The sequence below is a fragment of the Mesorhizobium sp. WSM3860 genome, from assembly GCF_002294995.1.
In the GTDB taxonomy this organism is placed as follows: Bacteria; Pseudomonadota; Alphaproteobacteria; order Rhizobiales; family Rhizobiaceae; genus Mesorhizobium.
Genome location: NZ_NSGF01000004.1, coordinates 1 through 19,715, shown reverse-complemented (window position 1 = coordinate 19,715; position 19,715 = coordinate 1). Strand labels below are relative to the sequence as shown.

The window sequence follows — 19,715 nt, the reverse complement described above, 5'->3', positions numbered from 1 at the left end:
ACCGCGCACGCATGTGGGCGACATGCATTAGCTTCCGAGCGGATGCGGCATGTAGCCGACGAAACCAGCAATTTTCCAGCGCCCGCCGACCTTGCGGCAGAAGTAGAGCGTCTGCCATTTGAGGCGGTCGAAGCTGCCGTCGGCCTTGGCGATCGAGCCGTCGAACTTCTTGTGCAGCACCGCACGGTCGCCATCGACGTCGATATCGCGCAGGTTGGTGACGCGGAAAATTGCCTCGCGCAGCGGCTCGGCGAATTTCGTCGCCGCGGTCTCCTTGGCCTGCCGTAGCCACTCGTCGCGATAGACTTCCAGCCGGGGAAACTGCAGCCGCCAGGAGTCGGCATTGGCAAGGAAATGCGCATGCATGCCGAAGAAGCTTTCGGCGATGAAGTCGTCCTCGACCAACGACCAGTCCTGGCCGAGGAAGGCGTCGATGTCGCGCCGCACGAGCATTTCCCACAGCGCATGGCGATCGGCATCGCCTTCCGGAAACGGATTCCTGTCAAAGGTCATGCTGGTTCTTCCCCTTGCGTTCGATCAGCAACCCACCGGTCCCGGTTTCGGGGGTGCAGGATGCTCAGGATTTGTAATAAAGCAACATGAATTTCGAAAAAATGTTGCTTTCCGACATCGCCTCTAGGAGGATCGCCTCTACAAGCGTAGACGGCTGCAAGGACGGTCCTCACGCTCGACGACAGGAGTTTCATTTGCCCAAGCAGTGTTTTGGAAAATCGCATGTCCCGCTCTCGCCCGCCGTCCGCGCCGGCGATTTCGTCTATGTCTCCGGCCAGGTGCCGGTGGGCAGCGACGGCCTGGTGGTCAAGGGCGGCATAACTGACCAGGCCGAGCAGGTCCTGCAGAACGTCAAGGCTGCGCTGGCGCTAGCCGGCTGCACCATGGACGACGTGGTGAAGACCACCGTCTGGCTCGAGGACGCCCGCGATTTCGGTGCCTTCAACACGGTCTATGCCAGGCACTTCCCGAACGACCCGCCGGCGCGCACCACCGTCGAGTCCCGGCTGATGATCGACATCAAGATCGAGATCGAGGCCGTCGCCTACCGGCCGGTCTGATCGCGGCCAGACAACAACGGAGGCGCGGAATGCAGTTCGATCTGTTGCTCAAGGGCGGCCGTGTGATCGACCCGGCTTCCGGGTTGGATGCGCCGCGCGACATCGCCGTCGCCGATGGCCGAATCGCCGCGATCGAAGTGGCCATCGATTCCCAGGCCGCCGGTGAGGTCGTCGACGCCAGGGACTGCATCGTCACGCCCGGGCTTGTCGACCTGCACAGCCACGTCTATTGGGGCGGCACCTCGCTCGGCGTCGACGCCGACCGTCTCGCCGCCAAGAGCGGCACCACCACCTTCATCGATGCCGGCAGCGCCGGCGCCGGCAATTTTCTCGGTTTCCGCCGCCATGTCATCGAGCGTTCGAAGGTCCGCATCCTCGCTTACGTCAACATCTCGTTTGCCGGCATATTCGGCTTCGCCGAGACCGTATCCGTCGGCGAATGCAGCGATCTCAGGCTCTGCGAGCCGCGCGAGACGGTGGCCGCGGTGCGCGAGCACGCCGCTGTCGTCGTCGGCGTGAAAGTGCGTTCCGGCAAGCATGCCGGCGGCACCAGCGGCATCGCGCCGGTCGACCTCGCGCTCGAAGCCGCGGACCAAGCCGGCCTGCCGCTGATGGCTCATATCGACGAGCCGCCGCCCGGCCGCTCGGAAGTGCTGCCCAGGCTCCGCCGCGGCGACATCCTCACGCACTGCTTTCGGCCGTTCCCCAACGCGCCGGTCTTCGCTTCGGGCGCAGTGCGGCCGGATATGCGGCTGGCGCGCGAGCGCGGCGTCATCTTCGACATCGGCCACGGCATGGGCTCCTTCGACTTCGAGGTGGCGAAGGCGATGCTGGCGGAGGGACTGGCGCCGGACGTCATCTCGAGCGATGTGCATCTCTACTGCGTCGACGGCCCGGCATTCGACATCTTGGTCTGCATGTCGAAGCTGATGGCGCTCGGCATGCCGCTGGTCGAGGTCGTGCGCGCGGCAACGCAGCGCCCCGCCGAAGCCATCGCCAGGCCCGAGTTCGGCGCGCTTAAAGTCGGCGGCATCGGCGATGTCGCGGTGCTGAGGCTGCAGCCCGGCCGCTTCACCTTCGTCGACGCCGTCGGCGCCTCACTGATCGCGGACCAGCGGCTGGTTTCCAATGGCATCGTCATCGGCGGCAAATGGTGGCCGAACGAGGCGCCCGACCACAGTGAGACCGAGCGCTTCGAGGCCCATGCGCACCATACGCATGTCGAGGTTGCGGCCAGGCACTTCGGGCGGGGATGATCTCCCCCCTTGAGGGGCAGGGGAATCGCATATGGCTATTTTCTCGGTTTTCCAGATACTTGGCTGGGCACCAAGAAAATCGTCGACGCGAGCAGTTCGCGGTTTGATTCTGGTCCGTTCTGGATCCGATTCCGCCGGAATAGCGCGATCGAACGCCTACAAAAGTCGCCCGTAACGACTAAGCCGTTGCAAAGACTCGGCAGTTCCATATGCGATTGCCCTGCCTTGAGGGGGGAGATCGAACGTCACCGCTGTGCGTTGCTCGGCTCGCCATAGACAGGCGTGGCAATCCCCTCCATCCGCGCCTTGAGCTGCAGCGCCACCAATTTCGAATAGAAGCGCGACAGCGCGAGGTTGCCGCCGTGGAACCACAGCGCTTCCTGCGCCGTCGGCTTCCACATGTTGCGCAGTTCGCCCTGCCACGGGCCGGGGTCGCCCTTGACGCCGGAGCCGAGGCCCCAGCACGGCCCGACCTTGTCGGCGACCTCGCGCGAAACGATCGCTGCCACCGTCTCGTTCATCGACTGGTAGCCGGTGCAGGAGACGATCGCGTCGACCGCAAGCTCGCTGCCGTCCTCGAACAGGATGCCGGTCGGCGTCAGCGATCTGATGCCGACGCCGCTCTTCACTGCGATCTCGCCGTTCAGGATCAGCTCGCAGGCGCCGACATCGATGTAGTAGCCGGAGCCGGTGCGATAGGCTTTCATGAGCAGTCCGGTCTCGTCCTCGCCGAAGTCGATGGCAAAGCCGCTGTCGCTGAGGCGCTGGTAGAAATCCGCGTCGCGCTCGCGGATGACGTCATAGAGCGCCCGCTGGCCCTTTGGGACCAGCGCAAAGGGCGTCGAAGCGACGATCATGTCGGCCTTGTCGGTGGTGATACCCCGCGCCAGCGCCTTCTCTGAAAAGATCTCGAAGCCGACCTCCATCAGCGTGTCGGACTTCACCACGGTCGTCGGCGAGCGCTGCACCATGGTGACCTTGGCGCCGGCTTCCCAGAGATCGACGCTGACATCATGGCCCGAGCTCGCCGCGCCGATCACCGCGACGCGCTTGCCGCGGAATTTCTCGCCGGCCGAGTACTGGCTGGAATGCAAAAGCTCGCCCTTGAAGCTGTCCGCGCCAGGCAGATCGATCTGCCGCGGCGGCCCGTAGGCGCCGGTGGCGAAGACGATGTGCTTCGGCTTCAGCGTGATGCGCTGGCCGACGCGGTCGACCACCACCGTCCAGACCTTTTCGGCCTCGTCATAGGCCGCGCTGATGCATTTGGTGGCGACCCAGTAGTTCAGCTCCATGACGCGGGCATACATTTCCAGCCAGTCGCCCATCTTGTCCTTGGGCGTGAACACCGGCCAGTTTTCCGGGAACGGAATGTAGGGCAGATGGTCGTACCAGACCGGGTCGTGCAGCACGAGCGAGCGGTAGCGGTTGCGCCAGGAGTCGCCGGCCCGCGCGTTCTTCTCGACGATGAGGGTGGGAACGCCGAGCTGCCGCAGCCGGGCGCCGAGCATGATGCCGCCCTGGCCGCCCCCGATCACCAGGCAATAGGGCTGCTCGTGCACGCCGAGCTCACGCGCCTCGCGCGCTCTTGCTTCCGCCCAGGTTTCGCGTTCGGGATCGGCCTTGTGGCGGATGCCGAGCGGCCGGGCCGGCCCTTTCTGCTCCTCGAAACCCTTGAGCGCGCTCATCGCCGTGAACAGCGTCCGGCAGCGGCCATCCTTGAGCCGCAGGATGCCCTCGCCTCGCGCCACGGCCGTCTCGAAGCTGAACCAGGCCTCGATGACACCGTCGTCGACGCTTGGCTCCCCGGACACTCGCCAGTGCGACGGTTGCGTCGAGGAAAGCGTCGCCTTGAGCATCTCGCGGACCGCCGCTTGGCCCTCCATGGTTTTGATGTTCCATGTGAAGGTCAGCAGATCGCGCCAGTAGCAATCGTCCACGAAAAGGTTCGTCGCCGCCGCGATGTCACCCGCTTCGAGCGCGCGGCCGAATGTGCCGAGCCAGGTTGCCGCCTGTTGCGATGGTGCGATGTCGAGCATTGTTCTTCATTCCCCTGAATTACGCAGATTATAGCCGCGTTGCGGCTATTTCTCAGTCGCCGAGCGGCTCCATCTCCTTCCCCGTCCGATGGATCTGGGCGTTGTACTTGATGCGGCGCACCGTCTCGCGCGCCGGGCCGTCCAGCTTGTAGGCGGACGCGACCGCGAGCAGGTCGATGGCCGCAAGAAAGGCGTACCGCGAAGCGGTCGGCTTCAGCGTGTCGGGATATTCGGGAACCGCCATCGTCAGCCGGACATCGCAGACCCGCGTCAGCTCCGTGTCCGGCGCCGTCACGCAGATTGCGTCGGCGCGATAATGCTTGGCAAGTTCCACCGCCTCGATCACCTCGCGGGTACGGCCGGTCGCCGAGATCGCGATCACCACGTCGCCCGGCTTCAGCGTCGAAGCCGTCATACGCATCAGATACGGATCGCATTGCGCGCTGATCGTGATGCCATAGCGAAACAGGCGATACTGCGTCTCTTGCGCCAGCGCCGACGAGCTGCCGCCGAGGCCGAACACCGTCACCTGCCTTGCCTTGGCGATCAGCTCCGCCGCTTTCTGCAACTGCCCTGGATCGATCTGCCGTTCGGCCTCCTGCAGCGCGCGGCGCGCTTCGCCGAACACTGCGTTCCAGAACGGCATGCCGCTGTCGCCGTTCGTGGATTGCGGCTTGGTGCTGAGATAAAGCGCGCCGACGACAAGGCTCTGCGCCAGCTTCAGCTTGAAGTCGCGCACGCCGTCGCAGCCGATGGCGCGGCAGAAACGGGTGACCGTCGGCTCGCTGACCTGGGCGCGCTGCGCCAGCGCGGCATTCGATGCATCGACCGCATATTTGACGTCGTCGAGCACGACGTCGGCGACGCGGCGCTCCGCCGGCCGCAAGTCCGTGTAGCTGTCCTTCACCTGCGAAATGATGTCCGGGAAGCGCCTGACATGATCGTGCCGGCCGTCATCCTCGTCGGAAATCCGCAGCGCCTGGCTGTCAGCTTCGGTCATTGGCCAGTCCTTCTCTGCCGTTTCTGGACCCACCATTGTTGCGATTATCAGCCCGCTGGCCATAGGCAATGAGCTGAAGGAAGTATGTAGGAAAGTAACACACACTGCAAGCGGATCTAAAGCTGGGAAAAATCAGACGCTTAGATAAGCTTTGACCGAATCTGAGAGCGCCAGATCTTTGCCGCCGCTTGACAGTAAAGTAGGATAGTTACAGACTGATTTTGCGGACAGCGGGGGCTCCGGCAACCCAATCACGCAGTCTCCGAGGGGAGCATGAATACCGGCAGCGCAAGAACGCCGAAGCTCGGCGTGCAGGCAGCGAGCAAGGTTTATACCACGGCCTCCGGCGATCTTCTCGCCCTGGACCGCTGCAGCCTCGACGTGCACGCCAACGAGATCGTCTCCATCGTCGGCCCTTCCGGCTGCGGCAAGACCACGCTCTTGTGGTCGATGTCGGGCCTGCATCGTCTGACCAGCGGCGCGATACTGCTCGACGGCAAAGAGGTCACCGGCCCGCGTCCCGAGATCGGCATCGTCTTCCAGGAAGCGAACCTTCTGCCCTGGCGCAATCTCGACGCCAACATCAACTTCCCTTTCGAGATCAAGGGCGAGAAGCCCGATCGCGCCTGGATCGCGCATCTGCTTCATCGCGTGGGACTCGACGGCTTCGGCGGCAAGTTCCCGCGCGAGCTTTCCGGCGGCATGCAGCAACGCGCGGCGATCGTCCGCGCGCTGGCGCTGAAGCCTTCCGTGCTCTTGATGGATGAGCCCTTCGGTGCGCTCGACAGCTTCACCCGCGAGGAGATGAACCGCCTCGTCGAGGAGATCTGGCTCGATACCAAGACGACCATCGTTTTCATCACCCACAGCATCGAGGAAGCGATCTTCCTCTCCGACCGGGTCGTGGTGCTGACCGCGCGGCCGGGCCGCGTCGCCAAGGTCTACGACGTGCCGTTCCCGCGCCCGCGCTCGCTGGAGATCATGGCGACCAAGGAGGTCTTCGACCTCACCAACCGCATCAAGATGGACATTGTCGGCGAGCGCCGGCCGAAGGCGCAGGAGCAGCTGGAACACAAGAGCGCTGAAATCGTGAGGATCAGACCGTGAGCGGGGGCGACGCCATTCCGGAATTCTCCAAGGCCAAGTCCGGCGACGGCCAGGATGTCAGCCTCACCAACCTCTCCGCCTTCGCCGGCGGCCCGGGCGTCAAGTCCGGCGCCGAGGTGGCGGCGATTCTCGTCGTCGCGGTGGTGATCATCGGCGGCATCGAACTGGCGCTGCGCATCTTCCACGTGCCGCAATACATCATGCCGCCGCCGAGTGCGATCGTTTACGCTTTATTCGACGAATTCCCGCTGATCGCGCCGCATCTCGGCTATACGCTTGTCGAGCTCTTCTCCGGCTTTGCCATCGGCGCCGTCGTCGGGCTGCTGATGGCGGCGGTGATCACGCAGTTTCCCTTCGCCGAGAAGATCGTCGCGCCTTACATCCTCATCCTCGTCACCACGCCGATGCTGGCACTGGTGCCGCTGCTCATCCTGCGCTTCGGCTTCGGCTATACGCCGCGCATTATCGCGGTAGCGCTCGCCGCCGGACCGATGGTGATGATCAATGCCGCGACCGGCTTTCGCCGTGTCGACAGCGCCAAGATCGCGCTCGCTCGCTCCTATGGGGCCAGCACCCTGCAGATCTTCTGGAAGATCCGCGCGCCGATGGCGCTGCCGATGATCCTGGTCGGGCTGATGATCGGCGCGATCTTCGGGCTGCTCACTGCGGTAGGTGCCGAGATGGTCGGCGGCGGCTTCGGCCTCGGCAACCGGCTTACCTCCTACTCGTCGATGATCCAGATGCCGCAATTCTTCGCGGTGGTGCTGATCCTGTCGACGCTCGGCATCCTGATCTACGTGCTGTTCTTCCTGATCGGCAAGAAATGGGCGAGCTGGGAGGCTTGAGCGCGGACGGATGAGGTCGCCCGGGAGGCGGGCAAAGGCAAGCGATCGATAAAGGGCAATCAACAAAAGGGGAATGCCATGACCAACGAAAGCTTATTCAGCGCAGCGACAAGAGCGGGCATCAGCCGCCGCTACTTCCTGCAGGTGACGGCCGCAGGCGTGGTGACAGCCACCGCGCTCGGCGCATCGGGCCTCAAAGCCAGGGCGGCGGCTTATGAAAAATTCACCTGGATCTCGCCGCGCGGCACGCTCGAGGTGCTGGACGACTATCCCTACTGGTCTGCCAAGAAGGCCGGCTATTTCGGCGACCTCGCGACCGACATGCAGCCGGGTCCGTCGGACGGCACCGCGACGGTCAAGTTCGTCGATGTCGGCCAGGCCGACATGGGCTTCCCCTCGCCCGGTGTCTTCTCCTTCGCCATCCAGAACGGCATGAAGCTGAAGTCGGTGTTCCACATGGGCGCGCGCGACACCTTCAGCATCGCCTTCCGCAAGGGCCAGGGCACCAAAAACCTGAAAGACCTTGAGGGCAAGACCATCCTGCTCGGCTCCGCCGCCTGGCAGGCGATCGTCGATCCGCTGCTTGCCGCGCAGGGCGTCGACATCAAGAAGGTAAAATATGTCGAGGCTGGCTGGCCGACCTGGGGCACCGCGCTCGCCGGCGGCCAGGGCGACGCAGCGCTCTCCTGGGAAGGCCTGCGCGCCGAATGGATCGCCAAGGGACTCGACTTCGAATATTGGCTCGGCGTGCAGAATTCCAAGCTGCCGGCCAACACCTTCGTCGTGCGCGCCGCCGACCTCGAGGATCCCGACAAGAAGGCCTTCCTGGAAAAATACCTGCGCGGCTGGGCGATGGGCCTCGAATTCGGCTACCAGAACCCGCGCGCGGCCGTCGAAGCCGTGTTCGAGCAATTTCCGACCCTGGCCAAGAACCTCGGCCCCGAGCTCGGCACCACCTCTATCCTGCAGCAGATCAACGTCTTCCGCGGTGACATGGACAAGCGCAATGGCTGGGGCTCGCACGACATGGCGAGCTGGCAGGGCTTTTTCGACGAGATCCTCAAGATCGGCCAGATCACCGCGCCGGTGAAGGCCGAAGACGTCTGCACCAACGACCTGATCCCGACCGCCAACGATTTCGACAAGGCGAAGGTCAAGGCCGATGCCGACGGCGTGAAACTGTCGGAAGGCTTTGCCGCGCTCGACGTCGAGGAGATCAAGGCGCACCTCTTCGACTCCGCCGTCAAGTAAGCCGGGCGCATTGACCATCGGGCGGCGCCTGATGCCGCCCGAGCTACTGTTCAAAAAGCATTGGGGAGGCTGACATGGCCGACAAAGTGAAAATCCTGGTGGTTGGTCTGGGCAATATGGGCGCCTCGCACGCCAGCGCCTATCACCGCTCCGACGGCTTCGAGATCGTCGGCATCATGAGCCGCTCCATCAAGAGCAACAAAAAGATCCCGAAGGAGCTCGCCGGCTATCCGCGCTATGAGGATTTCGACTTGGCGCTGAAGGAGACCAAGCCGGACGCGGTCTCGATCAACAGTTGGCCCAATACGCATGCCGAATACGCGCTGAAGGCCATCGCCGCCAACTGCCACGTGTTCATGGAAAAGCCTCTCGCCACCAACATCCAGGACGCCGAGAAAGTGGTGGCCGCAGCGCGGGCGAAGAACCGGAAGCTGGTGCTCGGCTACATCCTGCGCGTCCACCCGTCCTGGATCAAGTTCATCGAGGTCGGCAAGACGCTCGGCAAGCCGCTGGTGATGCGCCTCAACCTCAACCAGCAGAGCAGCGGCAGCGCCTGGCACTGGCACAAGAACCTGATCGACTCGCTGATCCCGATCGTCGATTGCGGCGTGCACTATGTCGACGTCATGTGCCAGCTGACCGGCGCCAAGCCGGTGCGCGTGCACGGCATCGGCGCCAAGCTCTGGGCCGAAGCCGACAAGCAGAACTATGGCCATCTCCACGTCACTTTTGACGATGGCTCGGTCGGCTGGTATGAAGCCGGCTGGGGCCCGATGATGAGCGAGACCGCTTATTTCGTGAAGGATGTGGTCGGCCCGAAGGGCGCTGTTTCGATCGTCGCCGGTCAGTCGGCAAGCAGCGCCAAGGAAGCCGAGGAGGTCTCGGATTCCGCCGACATCGACCGCCATACCAAGACCGACGCGCTGAAGATCCATTATGCGCAGGTCGATGGCGACAAGAACTTTTCCAAGCCCGACGAGATCGTCAGCATGGAGGACGAGCCCGGCCATCAGGAGCTTTGCGACCGCGAGCAGGCCTTCTTCCTGCGCGCCGTCCGTGAGGACCTCGATCTGACCGAGCAGATGGATGCCGCCGTCAACAGCCTGCGCATCGTGCTAGCCGCCGAACAGAGCATCGCGGAGAAGCGGACCGTCGAGCTGACCTGACGGGGCTCGGTTAGGCCACTCGCCACCGTTGGCTCTGCCCCCCTTACCCTTTCCCCGTGAAGAACGGGGAGAGGGGGCGCCGGCGCTGGACGACGCCAAACGGGGCGACGCGGTCTTCAACTTTCCCTTCAACATCTCCGGCCTGCCGGCGATCTCGCTGCCGCTTGGGCAGTCCGCCGGCGGCGTGCCGATCGGCATGCAGCTCGTCGGCCGCTATGGCGACGAGGCGACTGTGCTAGCGCTCTCCACGCAGTTGGAAGAGCAGATGCCATGGAAGGACCGGCGGCCGGCCATTTAGCTTCCGGGGTCTTTGGACTGGCACGTCGCCGCCGCCACCATCCGCGTGGCGCCAATTTCCTATAAAATTCCTATGTCTTTGCTCCCCGCCTCGTCTCGAACCTTTATGGCGATCGGGTCCATATTCCCCTCGAAAAGCACTGTAATCGCCATCGCCGCCAAGGTGACGGGCGGTTGTGTGAAATTTTGCACTCGCCCGTGCGGGGTGCAAACACAAGTGGAAGCAAGGAATGCCTGCAATGGACCTCGTTGTTCTCGGGATCGGGATTTTGTTCTTCGCGCTGTCCTTAGCCTACGTCAAAGCCTGCGACAGAATCTGAGCGAAGGGGGTCATAAAATGCTTTTCGACTACATCATCGGCGGCGCGGTGACCTTGTTCCTGCTTGGCTACCTCACCTACGCCCTCATCCGCCCAGAGCGCTTCTGATAGGCATACGGAAAGTCACTTCATGACACTCAACGGCTGGATACAGATCCTCGTCTATTGCGGCATCCTGCTTTTGCTCGTGAAGCCGCTCGGCGGCTACATGTACCGCGTCTTCAAAGGCGATCGTACGTTGCTGTCGCCTGTGCTCGTCCCGATCGAGCGCGGCCTCTATCGCCTCGCCGGGACAAGCGAGAAGGAAGAACAGCACTGGGCCGTCTACGCCACCGGCATGCTGCTCTTCAACCTCGCCGGCTTCCTGGTGCTTTACGCCCTGCAGCGGCTGCAGGGCGCGCTGCCCTACAATCCCGCCGGGATGGCGGCGGTCGAGCCGGGGCTCGCCTTCAACACTGCGGCGAGCTTCGTCACCAACACCAATTGGCAGAACTACGGCGGCGAAAGCACGATGTCCTATCTCGTGCAGATGGCCGGCCTCACGGTCCAGAACTTTGTTTCGGCCGCCACCGGCATTGCCATCGCGATCGCGCTGATCCGCGGCTTTGCACGCGCCTCGGGCAAATCGATCGGCAATTTCTGGGTCGACCTGACCCGCTGCACGCTTTACGTGCTCCTCCCGGCCTGCATCGTGCTGACGCTCGTCTATGTGTGGCTCGGCATCCCGCAGACGCTAGGACCCTATGTCGACGCCACCACGCTGGAAGGCGCCAAGCAGACGATCGCGCTCGGCCCGGTCGCCTCGCAGGTCGCCATCAAGATGCTTGGCACCAATGGCGGCGGCTTCTTCAACGCCAATGCCGCGCATCCTTTCGAAAACCCGGACGCGATCTCGAACCTGATCCAGATGCTGTCGATCTTCGCGCTCGGCGCCGGCCTCACCAACGTCTTCGGCCGCACGGTCGGCAGTGAGCGCCAGGGCTGGGCGATCCTTGCCTCGATGGGCGTGCTGTTCCTCGTCGGCGTCGTTGTCTGCTACTGGGCCGAGGCCGCCGGCAATCCGCTGGTCCATGCGCTCGGCATCGACGGCGGCAACATGGAAGGCAAGGAGACACGCTTCGGAATTGCGTTGTCGGCCCTGTTCGCGGTCATCACCACGGCCGCTTCGTGCGGCGCCGTGAATGCCATGCATGATAGTTTTACCGCGCTGGGCGGCATGATCCCGCTGATCAACATGCAGCTCGGCGAGGTCATCGTCGGCGGCGTCGGCGCCGGCTTCTACGGCATCCTGATGTTCGTCGTCGTCGCCGTCTTCGTCGCCGGTCTGATGGTCGGCCGCACGCCGGAATATCTCGGCAAAAAGATCGAGGCCAAGGAGATCAAGATGGCGATGCTGGCCATCCTCTGCCTGCCGCTGGCGATGCTGATCTTCACGGCTATTGCCGTGGTCCTGCCGAGTGCCGTGGCCTCGATGGCCAATGGCGGCCCGCACGGCTTCTCCGAGGTGCTCTATGCCTATACGTCGGCGGCTGCGAACAACGGCTCGGCCTTCGGCGGCCTCACAGGCAACACGCCCTGGTACAACATCACCATCGCCATCGGCATGCTGATGGGCCGCTTCCTGGTCATCATCCCGGCTTTGGCCATAGCCGGCTCGCTGGCCGTGAAGAAGACCGTGCCCGCCTCCGCCGGCACCTTCCCGACCGACGGCATGTTGTTCGTCGGCCTCTTGGTCGGCGTGATCGTCATCGTCGGCGGCCTCACCTTCTTCCCCTCGCTCGCGGTCGGTCCGATCGTCGAGCATCTGGCGATGATCCACGGACAGGCTTTCTGAGATGACCATGCCCTGGTTCAGCAACATACGTCGGCACGATCGTCACCAACCGGGTGACGGAACGCCCGATGACGGAGGGGACGAGAAGCCTCGTCCTTTCCCGACGCTCTCCACCTTCCTCGGCATGGCAGCCGTGCTGTTCGTCCTGTGGCTGCTGGCCTCCGGCCTTCCGCATCTGCTGCCGAAGACCGAACACCCGGCGCCGTCCAACATCACCGATACTGGAGCCTTGAAATGAGCCAGTCCAAATCCGCGAGCATTCTGGATGCCAGCATCCTGATGCCCGCCATCGGCGGCGCCTTCCGCAAGCTTGATCCGCGCACGCTGATCAAGAACCCGGTAATGTTCGTCGTCGCCATCGTTTCGGCGCTCACCACCGTTCTGTTCGTCAAGGATATTATCACCGGTGGCGGCGATCTCGCCTTCACCCTGCAGATTATCATCTGGCTGTGGTTCACCGTGCTGTTCGCCAACTTCGCCGAGGCCGTGGCCGAAGGCCGCGGCAAGGCGCAGGCCGACTCGCTGCGCAAGGCGCGCACCGAGACCCAGGCCAAGCTGCTCATCAACGGCGGGGATCGCGGCAAGTTCAAGCTGGTGCCCGGCACCAGCCTGAAGGTCGGCGACATCGTGCTGGTCGAGGCCGGCGACATCATCCCTTCCGACGGCGAGGTGATCGAAGGCGTGGCTTCGGTCAACGAGGCCGCGATCACCGGCGAATCCGCGCCTGTCATCCGCGAATCCGGCGGCGATCGCTCGGCCGTCACTGGCGGCACGCAGGTGCTGTCCGACTGGATCCGCGTGCGCATTTCCGCCGCCTCCGGCCAGACCTTCCTCGACCGCATGATCTCGCTGGTCGAAGGTGCGGAGCGCCAGAAGACGCCGAACGAGATCGCGCTCAACATCCTGCTCGTCGGCATGACGCTGATCTTTGTGCTGGCCACCGCGACCATCCCGAGCTTCGCTTCCTATTCCGGCGGCTATATTTCGGTGACGATCCTCGTTGCTTTGTTCGTGACGCTGATCCCGACCACGATCGGCGCGCTGCTTTCGGCCATCGGCATTGCCGGCATGGATCGCCTGGTGCGTTTCAACGTGCTTGCCATGTCCGGCCGCGCCGTCGAGGCTGCCGGCGACGTCGACACGTTGCTCTTGGACAAGACCGGCACCATCACACTCGGCAACCGCCAGGCGACCGAGTTTCGACCAGTTAAGGGGATCACCGAACAGGAATTGGCCGATGCCGCGCAGCTCGCTTCGCTCGCCGACGAGACGCCGGAAGGTCGCTCAATCGTCGTGCTCGCCAAGGAGAAATACGGCATCCGCGCCCGTGACATGGCGACCTTGCACGCGACCTTCGTGCCCTTCACCGCGCAGACCCGCATGAGCGGCGTCGACATCGACGGCTCGTCGGTGCGCAAGGGCGCGGTCGATGCCGTGCTCGCCCATGTCAATCAGACAACGGTCGCAAGCCATGGCGCGCGTCCGACAAGCGACACCATCCGCGACCTGCAGGCCATTGCCGACGAGATCGCCAAAGCCGGCGGCACGCCGCTGGCGGTCGAGCGCGACGGGCGCCTGTTCGGCGTCGTCCACCTCAAGGACATCGTCAAGGGCGGCATTCGCGAGCGTTTCGCCGAGCTGCGCAAGATGGGCATCCGCACGGTGATGATCACCGGCGACAATCCGTTGACCGCAGCGGCCATCGCGGCCGAAGCCGGCGTCGACGACTTCCTCGCCCAGGCGACGCCTGAAAACAAGCTGTCGCTGATCCGCGAGGAACAGGCCAAGGGCAAGCTTGTCGCGATGTGCGGCGACGGCACCAACGATGCGCCGGCGCTCGCCCAGGCCGATGTCGGCGTCGCCATGAACACCGGCACGGTCGCCGCGCGCGAGGCCGGCAACATGGTCGACCTTGACAGCGACCCGACCAAGCTGATCGAGATCGTCGAGATCGGCAAGGCGCTGCTGATGACGCGCGGTTCGCTGACCACCTTCTCGATCGCCAACGACGTCGCCAAATACTTCGCTATCATCCCGGCGATGTTCGCCGTGTTCTACGTCGCGCCCGGCCAATCCGCCGGGCCGCTGCAGGCGCTCAACATCATGCATTTGGCGACGCCGCAGAGCGCCATCCTGTCGGCGATCATCTTCAACGCGCTGATCATCATCGCGCTGATCCCGCTGTCGCTGAAGGGCGTGAAGTACCGCGCCATCGGCGCCGGCGCGCTGCTCACCCGCAATCTTGTCGTCTACGGCCTCGGCGGCATCATCGTGCCGTTCGCCGGCATCAAGGCGATCGACCTGGTCGTCACGGCTCTTGGCCTCGCATAGGGACCCATTCCGATGTTCAAGCAACTCAGACCCGCGATCGTCATGATCGTGTTCTTCACGGTGCTGACCGGCCTCATCTATCCGATCGGCATGACCGGCATCGCGCAGGCGCTGTTTCCCAGGCAGGCCAATGGCAGCCTGATCGAAAAGGATGGCAAGATTATCGGCTCCGAACTGATCGGCCAGGCCTTCGCCAGCGAGCGCTATTTCCATGGCCGGCCGTCGGCAGCCGGCGACGGTTACAACGCCGCCTCCTCCGGCGGCTCGAATCTCGGGCCGACCAACGCGAAGCTGATCGACCGCATCAAGGCCGACGCCGACAAGCTGAAGGCCGAAAACCCGAACGCGCCGGTTCCGATGGACCTCGTCACCACGTCTGGCAGCGGCCTCGATGCCGACATCAGCCCGGAGGCGGCCTCCTTCCAGGTGCCGCGCATTGCCAAGGCCAGGGGCATCGATGAAGCCAAGGTGAAATCGCTTGTCGACAGCCGTGTCGAGGATCGCGAGCTGGGCTTCATGGGCGAGCCGGTGGTCAATGTGCTGGCCCTCAATCGCGCGCTGGACGACCTGAAATAGTCAGCACCCGCGCCGGGGATCGACACGATCCCCGGCGCAATTCATGATTGGACTTGATGCCGGACGACAGGAACAACCACGACACAAGACCTTCTCCCGACGCGCTGCTGGAGCACGCGGAGCGGGAGGGCCGCGGCCGTCTGCGCATCTTCCTTGGCGCTGCGCCCGGCGTCGGCAAGACCTACGAGATGCTGTTGGCGGGCCGCGCCCGCCGCGCCGACGGCATTGACGTCGTCATCGGCGTCGTTGAAACGCATGGCCGCAAGGAAACCCAGGCGCTCGTCGAAGGCTATGAGGTGATCCCGCGCCGCGAGGTCGAATACAGGGGCCGCACCCTCGACGAGATGGATATCGACGCCATCCTGAAACGGCGGCCGGCGCTGGTTCTCGTCGACGAGCTCGCCCACACCAACGCGCCCGGCAGCCGTCATCCCAAGCGCTATCTCGATGTCCAGGAAATCCTGTCGCAGGGCATCGACGTCTACAGCACGCTCAACATCCAGCATGTCGAAAGCCTGAACGATGTCGTGGCCCAGATCACTCGCGTCAGGGTGCGCGAAACCGTTCCGGATTCCATCATCGACGAGGCCGACGACATCGAGGTCATCGACCTTACACCGGACGACCTGATCAAGCGGCTGCATGAAGGCAAGGTCTATTTCCCTCAAACCGCACAGCGCGCCATCGAGAACTATTTCTCGCCTGGCAATCTGACGGCGCTTCGCGAGCTGGCGTTGAGACGCACCGCGCAGCGCGTCGATGAACAGCTCCTCAGCCATATGCAGTCGCACGCCATTCCGGGACCGTGGGCCGCCGGCGAGCGGGTCCTTGTCTGCGTCGACTCGCGTCCGGACGGGGCCGCCCGTATCCGCTACGCGCGCCGGCTCGCCGATCGCCTGCGGGCGCCGTGGACGGCCCTGCATGTCGACACGCCTCGCCTGGCCGGCATGTCCGAAGAGGACAAGCACCGGCTGGCGACAAACCTGCGCCTTGCCGAACAGCTCGGCGCCGAAGTGGCGACCATCCCGGGCCAGAACGTCGCCCAGGACATCGTGCGCCATGCGACGGCGAACAACTTCACGCATATCGTCATCGGCAGGCCGACCCGCTCGCGCTGGCGCGAACTGATCGAGGGCTCGCTCACCTATGACCTGATCCGCAATGCCGGCGACATCAGCGTCCATGTCATTTCGGGCAAGGAGCGCGATGCCGACATGCCGTCGGCACGGGTGAAGGCCGCGCCCGAGCAGAAGCCCTTCCAGATCTGGCCCTATCTGTTCTCGACGGCCTATGTCGCCGGCGCGGTGGCCGTCAGCTCGATTCTCGATCAGTTCCTCGATGTCCGCAATCTTGCCAGCGTCCTGCTGCTGGCGGTGCTGACATCGGCGGTGACGTTCGGACTCTGGCCGGCGCTCTATGCTTGTTTCCTGGGCGCGCTTGCCTTCAACTATTTCTTCCTCGAGCCGCGCTATACGTTCACGATCAGGGATCCGGAGAGCATCGTTGCCTTCGCGGTCTTTGTCGTTGTCGCTGTCATCGCCAGCAATCTGACGGCGCGCGTGCAGCGCCAGGCGGTCGCCGCCCGCTCGCGCGCGCGCGCCACGCAGGACATCTATTCGTTCTCGAAGAAGCTCGCCGGCGCCGGCACGCTTGACGACGTGCTGTGGGCCACCGCCTTCCAGATCGCCTCGATGCTGAAACTACGCGTGGTGCTGCTTCTGCCGGAAAACGGCACGATCACCGTCAAGGCCGGCTATCCGCCGGATGATACGCTGGCCGAGGCCGACATCGCCGCGGCCCGCTGGGCCTGGGAGCACGACCGGCCGGCCGGCCGCGGCGCCGATACGCTGCCCGGCGCGAAGCGGCTCTATCTGCCCTTGCGAACAGGCCGGACAGCGGTCGGCGTCGTCGGCCTCGACAATGACAGGCAGGGCCCGTTGCTGACCCCCGAGCAGCAGCGTCTTCTCGACGCGCTTGCCGATCAGGCGGCGGTGGCCATCGAGCGTATCCAGCTTGTCGCCGATGTCGACCGCGCCAGGCTGGCGGCGGAAGCGGACCGCCTGCGCACGGCGCTGCTTACCTCGATCTCGCATGATCTGAAGACGCCGCTGGCCGCCATCATGGGTGCCGCCGGCACGCTGCGGGAATACGCGGCCGCCCTTCCCGAAGAGGACCGCGCGGAACTCCTATCGACCGTGGTCGACGAATCGGAGCGGCTGAACCGCTTCATCGCCAATTTGCTCGACATGACCAAGATCGAGTCCGGCGCGATGGAGCCGAACTATGCCTTTCATTATGTCGGCGACGTCGTCGGCTCGGCGCTCGATCGAGCCCGCAAGATCACCGGCGAGCACCGCATCGACACCGACATTCCGCCGGACCTGCCGATGCTGCGCCTCGATCCTGTGTTGTTCGAGCAGGCGCTGTTCAACCTCCTCGACAATGCCGCCAAATATTCCCCGCCCGGCTCGACCATCCGCCTGCAAGGCTGGGTCGACAACGGCTCCGTCATCCTGCAGATCATGGACGAGGGACCTGGCATCCCGCCCAACGACCTCGAACGGATCTTCGACACCTTCTACCGGGTGCGCAAGCGCGACCTGGTCCGCGCCGGCACGGGTCTCGGCCTGTCGATCAGCCGCGGTTTCGTCGAGGCCATGGGCGGCACGATCTCGGCGGCAAACCGCACCGACCGGCCAGGCGCGATCTTCACCATCCGCACGCCGGTGCCGCAGGAAATTCCGGACCTTGCCGTCGCCAAAACGGACGACGCCGCATGACCAGTCAGAACGTCAGCATCCTGGTTGTCGACGACGAGCCGCCGATCCGCAAGCTGCTTCGGGTCGGCCTCGGCAGCCAGGGCTATGCCGTATCGGAGGCACCGAACGCCAAGGCAGCGATCGAGCTCACGCAGGCGCAGCGGCCTGATCTGATCCTGCTCGACCTCGGCCTCCCGGGCATGACCGGCCTCGAACTGCTCGGCAAATGGCGCAACGACGGCCTCGACATTCCGGTCGTCATCCTGTCGAGCCGCACCGATGAGGCCGGCATCGTCCAGGCGCTCGAGCTCGGCGCCGACGACTATGTGACGAAACCCTTCGGCATGAACGAGCTCGTCGCCCGCATCCGCGTGGCGTTGCGCCACAAATTCCAGCAGCAGGGCGAGAAGCCGGTGTTCCAAACCGGCGATCTTTCGGTCGACCTGGTGAAGCGCGTCGTCAAGGTCGAGGACAAGGAAGTAAAGCTGTCGCCCAAGGAATACGATATCTTGCGCATGCTCGTGCAGTATGCCGGCAAGGTGCTGACCCATCGGTTCCTGATGAAGCAGATCTGGAACGACTCGACCGACGTGCAATATCTCAGGGTCTATGTCCGGCAATTGAGGCAGAAGATCGAGAAGACACCGGACCAGCCGCGCTACATCATCACCGAGACCGGCGTTGGCTACCGTTTGCGCGAGGTCGATTGAAGGGACCGAGCGGCCGGCGTCCGGCAATCGCTCGAGGATTGCCTCGAGATCGGTCGCTTGAACCATGGTACATCCGGACAAACACCCTATATTACGGCAAGGTTTCTGTTTTTCGTGCGGGAAGGAAGCGATGTCGCATCCTCGGCTATCGGCGGCTTTGATTTCCGCGGCTTTGTCGACTGCCGCCCTTTTGGGCGCGGCTTCCTATGCCTCCGCGCAGGTCGTCATCCCCACAGACCGCAACGCCCTGATCCAGCATAACGAGCTGCAGGCGCTCCGGAACCAGCTGCAGCGGCAACAGTTCCAGCAACAGCAGCAGCTTTACCGCGAGCTGGACCGGCAGATCGTTCCGAAGGCTCGCCCCGAAGTGCCGATCGTCAAGCAGAATTGCCAGACTCAGGTGATCGGGACCACGATTTCGCGCGTCTGCCGCTGACATTTTTCATTTTTCGGTCTACTTAGCCGACTTACTGTCGGCAGCGCCGGGTTGCATGGGCGGCGGTTTTGGGATTTGCAGGAGCGGGGTTTTTTGCCGTGCGGATAGCGTTGCGGATAGCGTAGGGCAGGAAAGCCGCTTTCATCGGATTTTGGGATGGCAACAGCCAAGAAGAAAGCAGTACGCAGGGCAAAGAAGGGAGAGCGGATCCGCCAGGTGGCGGCCATCCCCTTTCGCCTGCGCGGCGACGGCCAGCTTGAAGTGTTGTTGGTCACCTCGCGCACGACCAAGCGCTTCATTGTGCCCAAGGGCTGGCCGATGAAGGGCAAGAGCGGACGCAAGGCGGCCGCGATCGAGGCCCAGGAAGAGGCGGGCGTGCTGGGCAAGGCGCTGAAGCAGCCTGCCGGCGGCTACTCCTACTGGAAGCGAATGGCCAGCCGTTTCGTGCGTGTCGATGTGATCGTCTACCTGCTCGAGGTCAGCGAGGAGATGGCCGACTGGCGGGAGGCCGCGAACCGTCAGCGGGCCTGGTTGCCGGCAGCAGACGCGGCCCTGCTGATCGACGAGCCTGAGCTTTCCACGCTGCTGAGGGATTTGACGGCCTTGGCGACCAATCCGGCGTAAGGACCACCGTCTAGAGCTGGATGATTTTAGGTTGAACAGTATCCGGCGTTTTCGAAGTAGTTGGTGCATTCGGTTGCGGTGAGGCCATCGAGGAT

At 64.0% G+C, this 19,715-nt stretch carries 19 protein-coding genes; 16 read left to right on the top strand and 3 right to left on the bottom strand.

Annotation, left to right across the window (positions count from 1 at the left end; translation table 11 throughout):
* Positions 1-27: 27 nt before the first annotated feature.
* Complete coding sequence (locus CK220_RS08970) at positions 28-513, bottom strand: hypothetical protein (protein ID WP_095811204.1); 486 nt, start codon at positions 511-513, stop codon at positions 28-30.
* Between the two features lie 194 nt (positions 514-707).
* Here CK220_RS08970 and CK220_RS08965 point away from each other — a divergent pair, with 194 nt between their 5' ends.
* Positions 708-1,073 (top strand): RidA family protein, encoded by a 366-nt coding sequence (locus CK220_RS08965; protein WP_067318812.1) that lies wholly within the window; start codon positions 708-710, stop codon positions 1,071-1,073.
* A 29-nt stretch (positions 1,074-1,102) separates the two neighbouring features.
* Positions 1,103-2,329, top strand: coding sequence for an amidohydrolase/deacetylase family metallohydrolase (locus CK220_RS08960; RefSeq protein ID WP_095811203.1), 1,227 nt, complete (start codon positions 1,103-1,105; stop codon positions 2,327-2,329).
* A 245-nt stretch (positions 2,330-2,574) separates the two neighbouring features.
* Here the strand turns inward: CK220_RS08960 and CK220_RS08955 are convergent, their stop codons facing one another.
* Together CK220_RS08955 and CK220_RS08950 are read right to left on the bottom strand one after the other, a co-directional pair.
* Complete coding sequence (locus CK220_RS08955; protein WP_095811202.1) at positions 2,575-4,365, bottom strand: NAD(P)/FAD-dependent oxidoreductase; 1,791 nt, start codon at positions 4,363-4,365, stop codon at positions 2,575-2,577.
* Positions 4,366-4,417: 52 nt separating this feature from the next.
* Entirely contained in the window at positions 4,418-5,365 is a 948-nt protein-coding gene (locus CK220_RS08950; protein WP_095811464.1) for a MurR/RpiR family transcriptional regulator, read from the bottom strand.
* A gap of 273 nt (positions 5,366-5,638) precedes the next feature.
* Here CK220_RS08950 and CK220_RS08945 point away from each other — a divergent pair, with 273 nt between their 5' ends.
* The 14 genes from CK220_RS08945 to CK220_RS08880 all read left to right on the top strand — a co-directional run bounded on the left by CK220_RS08945 (position 5,639) and on the right by CK220_RS08880 (position 19,620).
* A complete protein-coding gene (locus CK220_RS08945) occupies positions 5,639-6,472 on the top strand; it encodes an ABC transporter ATP-binding protein (RefSeq protein ID WP_067003964.1) in 834 nt (277 codons plus the stop codon).
* Positions 6,469-7,317: an ABC transporter permease gene (locus CK220_RS08940; RefSeq protein WP_095811201.1), complete on the top strand. Its 849-nt coding sequence runs from the start codon at positions 6,469-6,471 to the stop codon at positions 7,315-7,317. Before CK220_RS08945 ends, CK220_RS08940 begins: the two co-directional genes overlap by 4 nt.
* Before the next feature lie 78 nt (positions 7,318-7,395).
* On the top strand, positions 7,396-8,568 hold the full coding sequence (locus tag CK220_RS08935) for an ABC transporter substrate-binding protein (protein WP_095811200.1): 1,173 nt from the start codon (positions 7,396-7,398) through the stop codon (positions 8,566-8,568).
* A gap of 74 nt (positions 8,569-8,642) precedes the next feature.
* Positions 8,643-9,734, top strand: a complete 1,092-nt coding sequence (locus CK220_RS08930) for a Gfo/Idh/MocA family oxidoreductase (RefSeq protein ID WP_095811199.1) — start codon at positions 8,643-8,645, stop codon at positions 9,732-9,734.
* Positions 9,735-9,762: 28 nt separating this feature from the next.
* Entirely contained in the window at positions 9,763-10,032 is a 270-nt protein-coding gene (locus CK220_RS08925; RefSeq protein ID WP_141245104.1) for an amidase family protein, read from the top strand.
* 336 nt (positions 10,033-10,368) lie between these two features.
* Positions 10,369-10,458: a K(+)-transporting ATPase subunit F gene (gene kdpF / locus CK220_RS08920; protein WP_095811198.1), complete on the top strand. Its 90-nt coding sequence runs from the start codon at positions 10,369-10,371 to the stop codon at positions 10,456-10,458.
* Positions 10,459-10,480: 22 nt separating this feature from the next.
* On the top strand, positions 10,481-12,184 hold the full coding sequence (kdpA, locus tag CK220_RS08915) for a potassium-transporting ATPase subunit KdpA (RefSeq protein ID WP_095811197.1): 1,704 nt from the start codon (positions 10,481-10,483) through the stop codon (positions 12,182-12,184).
* 1 nt (position 12,185) lies between these two features.
* Positions 12,186-12,422 carry a hypothetical protein gene (locus tag CK220_RS08910; RefSeq protein WP_245429057.1) on the top strand — a complete coding sequence of 79 codons (237 nt, stop codon included), beginning with the start codon at positions 12,186-12,188 and terminating at the stop codon, positions 12,420-12,422.
* Positions 12,419-14,515, top strand: coding sequence for a potassium-transporting ATPase subunit KdpB (gene kdpB / locus CK220_RS08905; protein ID WP_095811196.1), 2,097 nt, complete (start codon positions 12,419-12,421; stop codon positions 14,513-14,515). Before CK220_RS08910 ends, kdpB begins: the two co-directional genes overlap by 4 nt.
* 12 nt (positions 14,516-14,527) lie before the next feature.
* On the top strand, positions 14,528-15,091 hold the full coding sequence (kdpC, locus tag CK220_RS08900) for a potassium-transporting ATPase subunit KdpC (RefSeq protein WP_095811195.1): 564 nt from the start codon (positions 14,528-14,530) through the stop codon (positions 15,089-15,091).
* A gap of 56 nt (positions 15,092-15,147) precedes the next feature.
* On the top strand, positions 15,148-17,871 hold the full coding sequence (locus tag CK220_RS08895) for a sensor histidine kinase KdpD (protein WP_095811194.1): 2,724 nt from the start codon (positions 15,148-15,150) through the stop codon (positions 17,869-17,871).
* Entirely contained in the window at positions 17,868-18,560 is a 693-nt protein-coding gene (locus tag CK220_RS08890; protein ID WP_095811193.1) for a response regulator transcription factor, read from the top strand. Before CK220_RS08895 ends, CK220_RS08890 begins: the two co-directional genes overlap by 4 nt.
* 172 nt (positions 18,561-18,732) lie before the next feature.
* A complete protein-coding gene (locus CK220_RS08885; protein ID WP_245429054.1) occupies positions 18,733-18,996 on the top strand; it encodes a hypothetical protein in 264 nt (87 codons plus the stop codon).
* Positions 18,997-19,152: 156 nt separating this feature from the next.
* Positions 19,153-19,620, top strand: coding sequence for an NUDIX hydrolase (locus tag CK220_RS08880; protein ID WP_095811191.1), 468 nt, complete (start codon positions 19,153-19,155; stop codon positions 19,618-19,620).
* Positions 19,621-19,715: the final 95 nt, after the last annotated feature.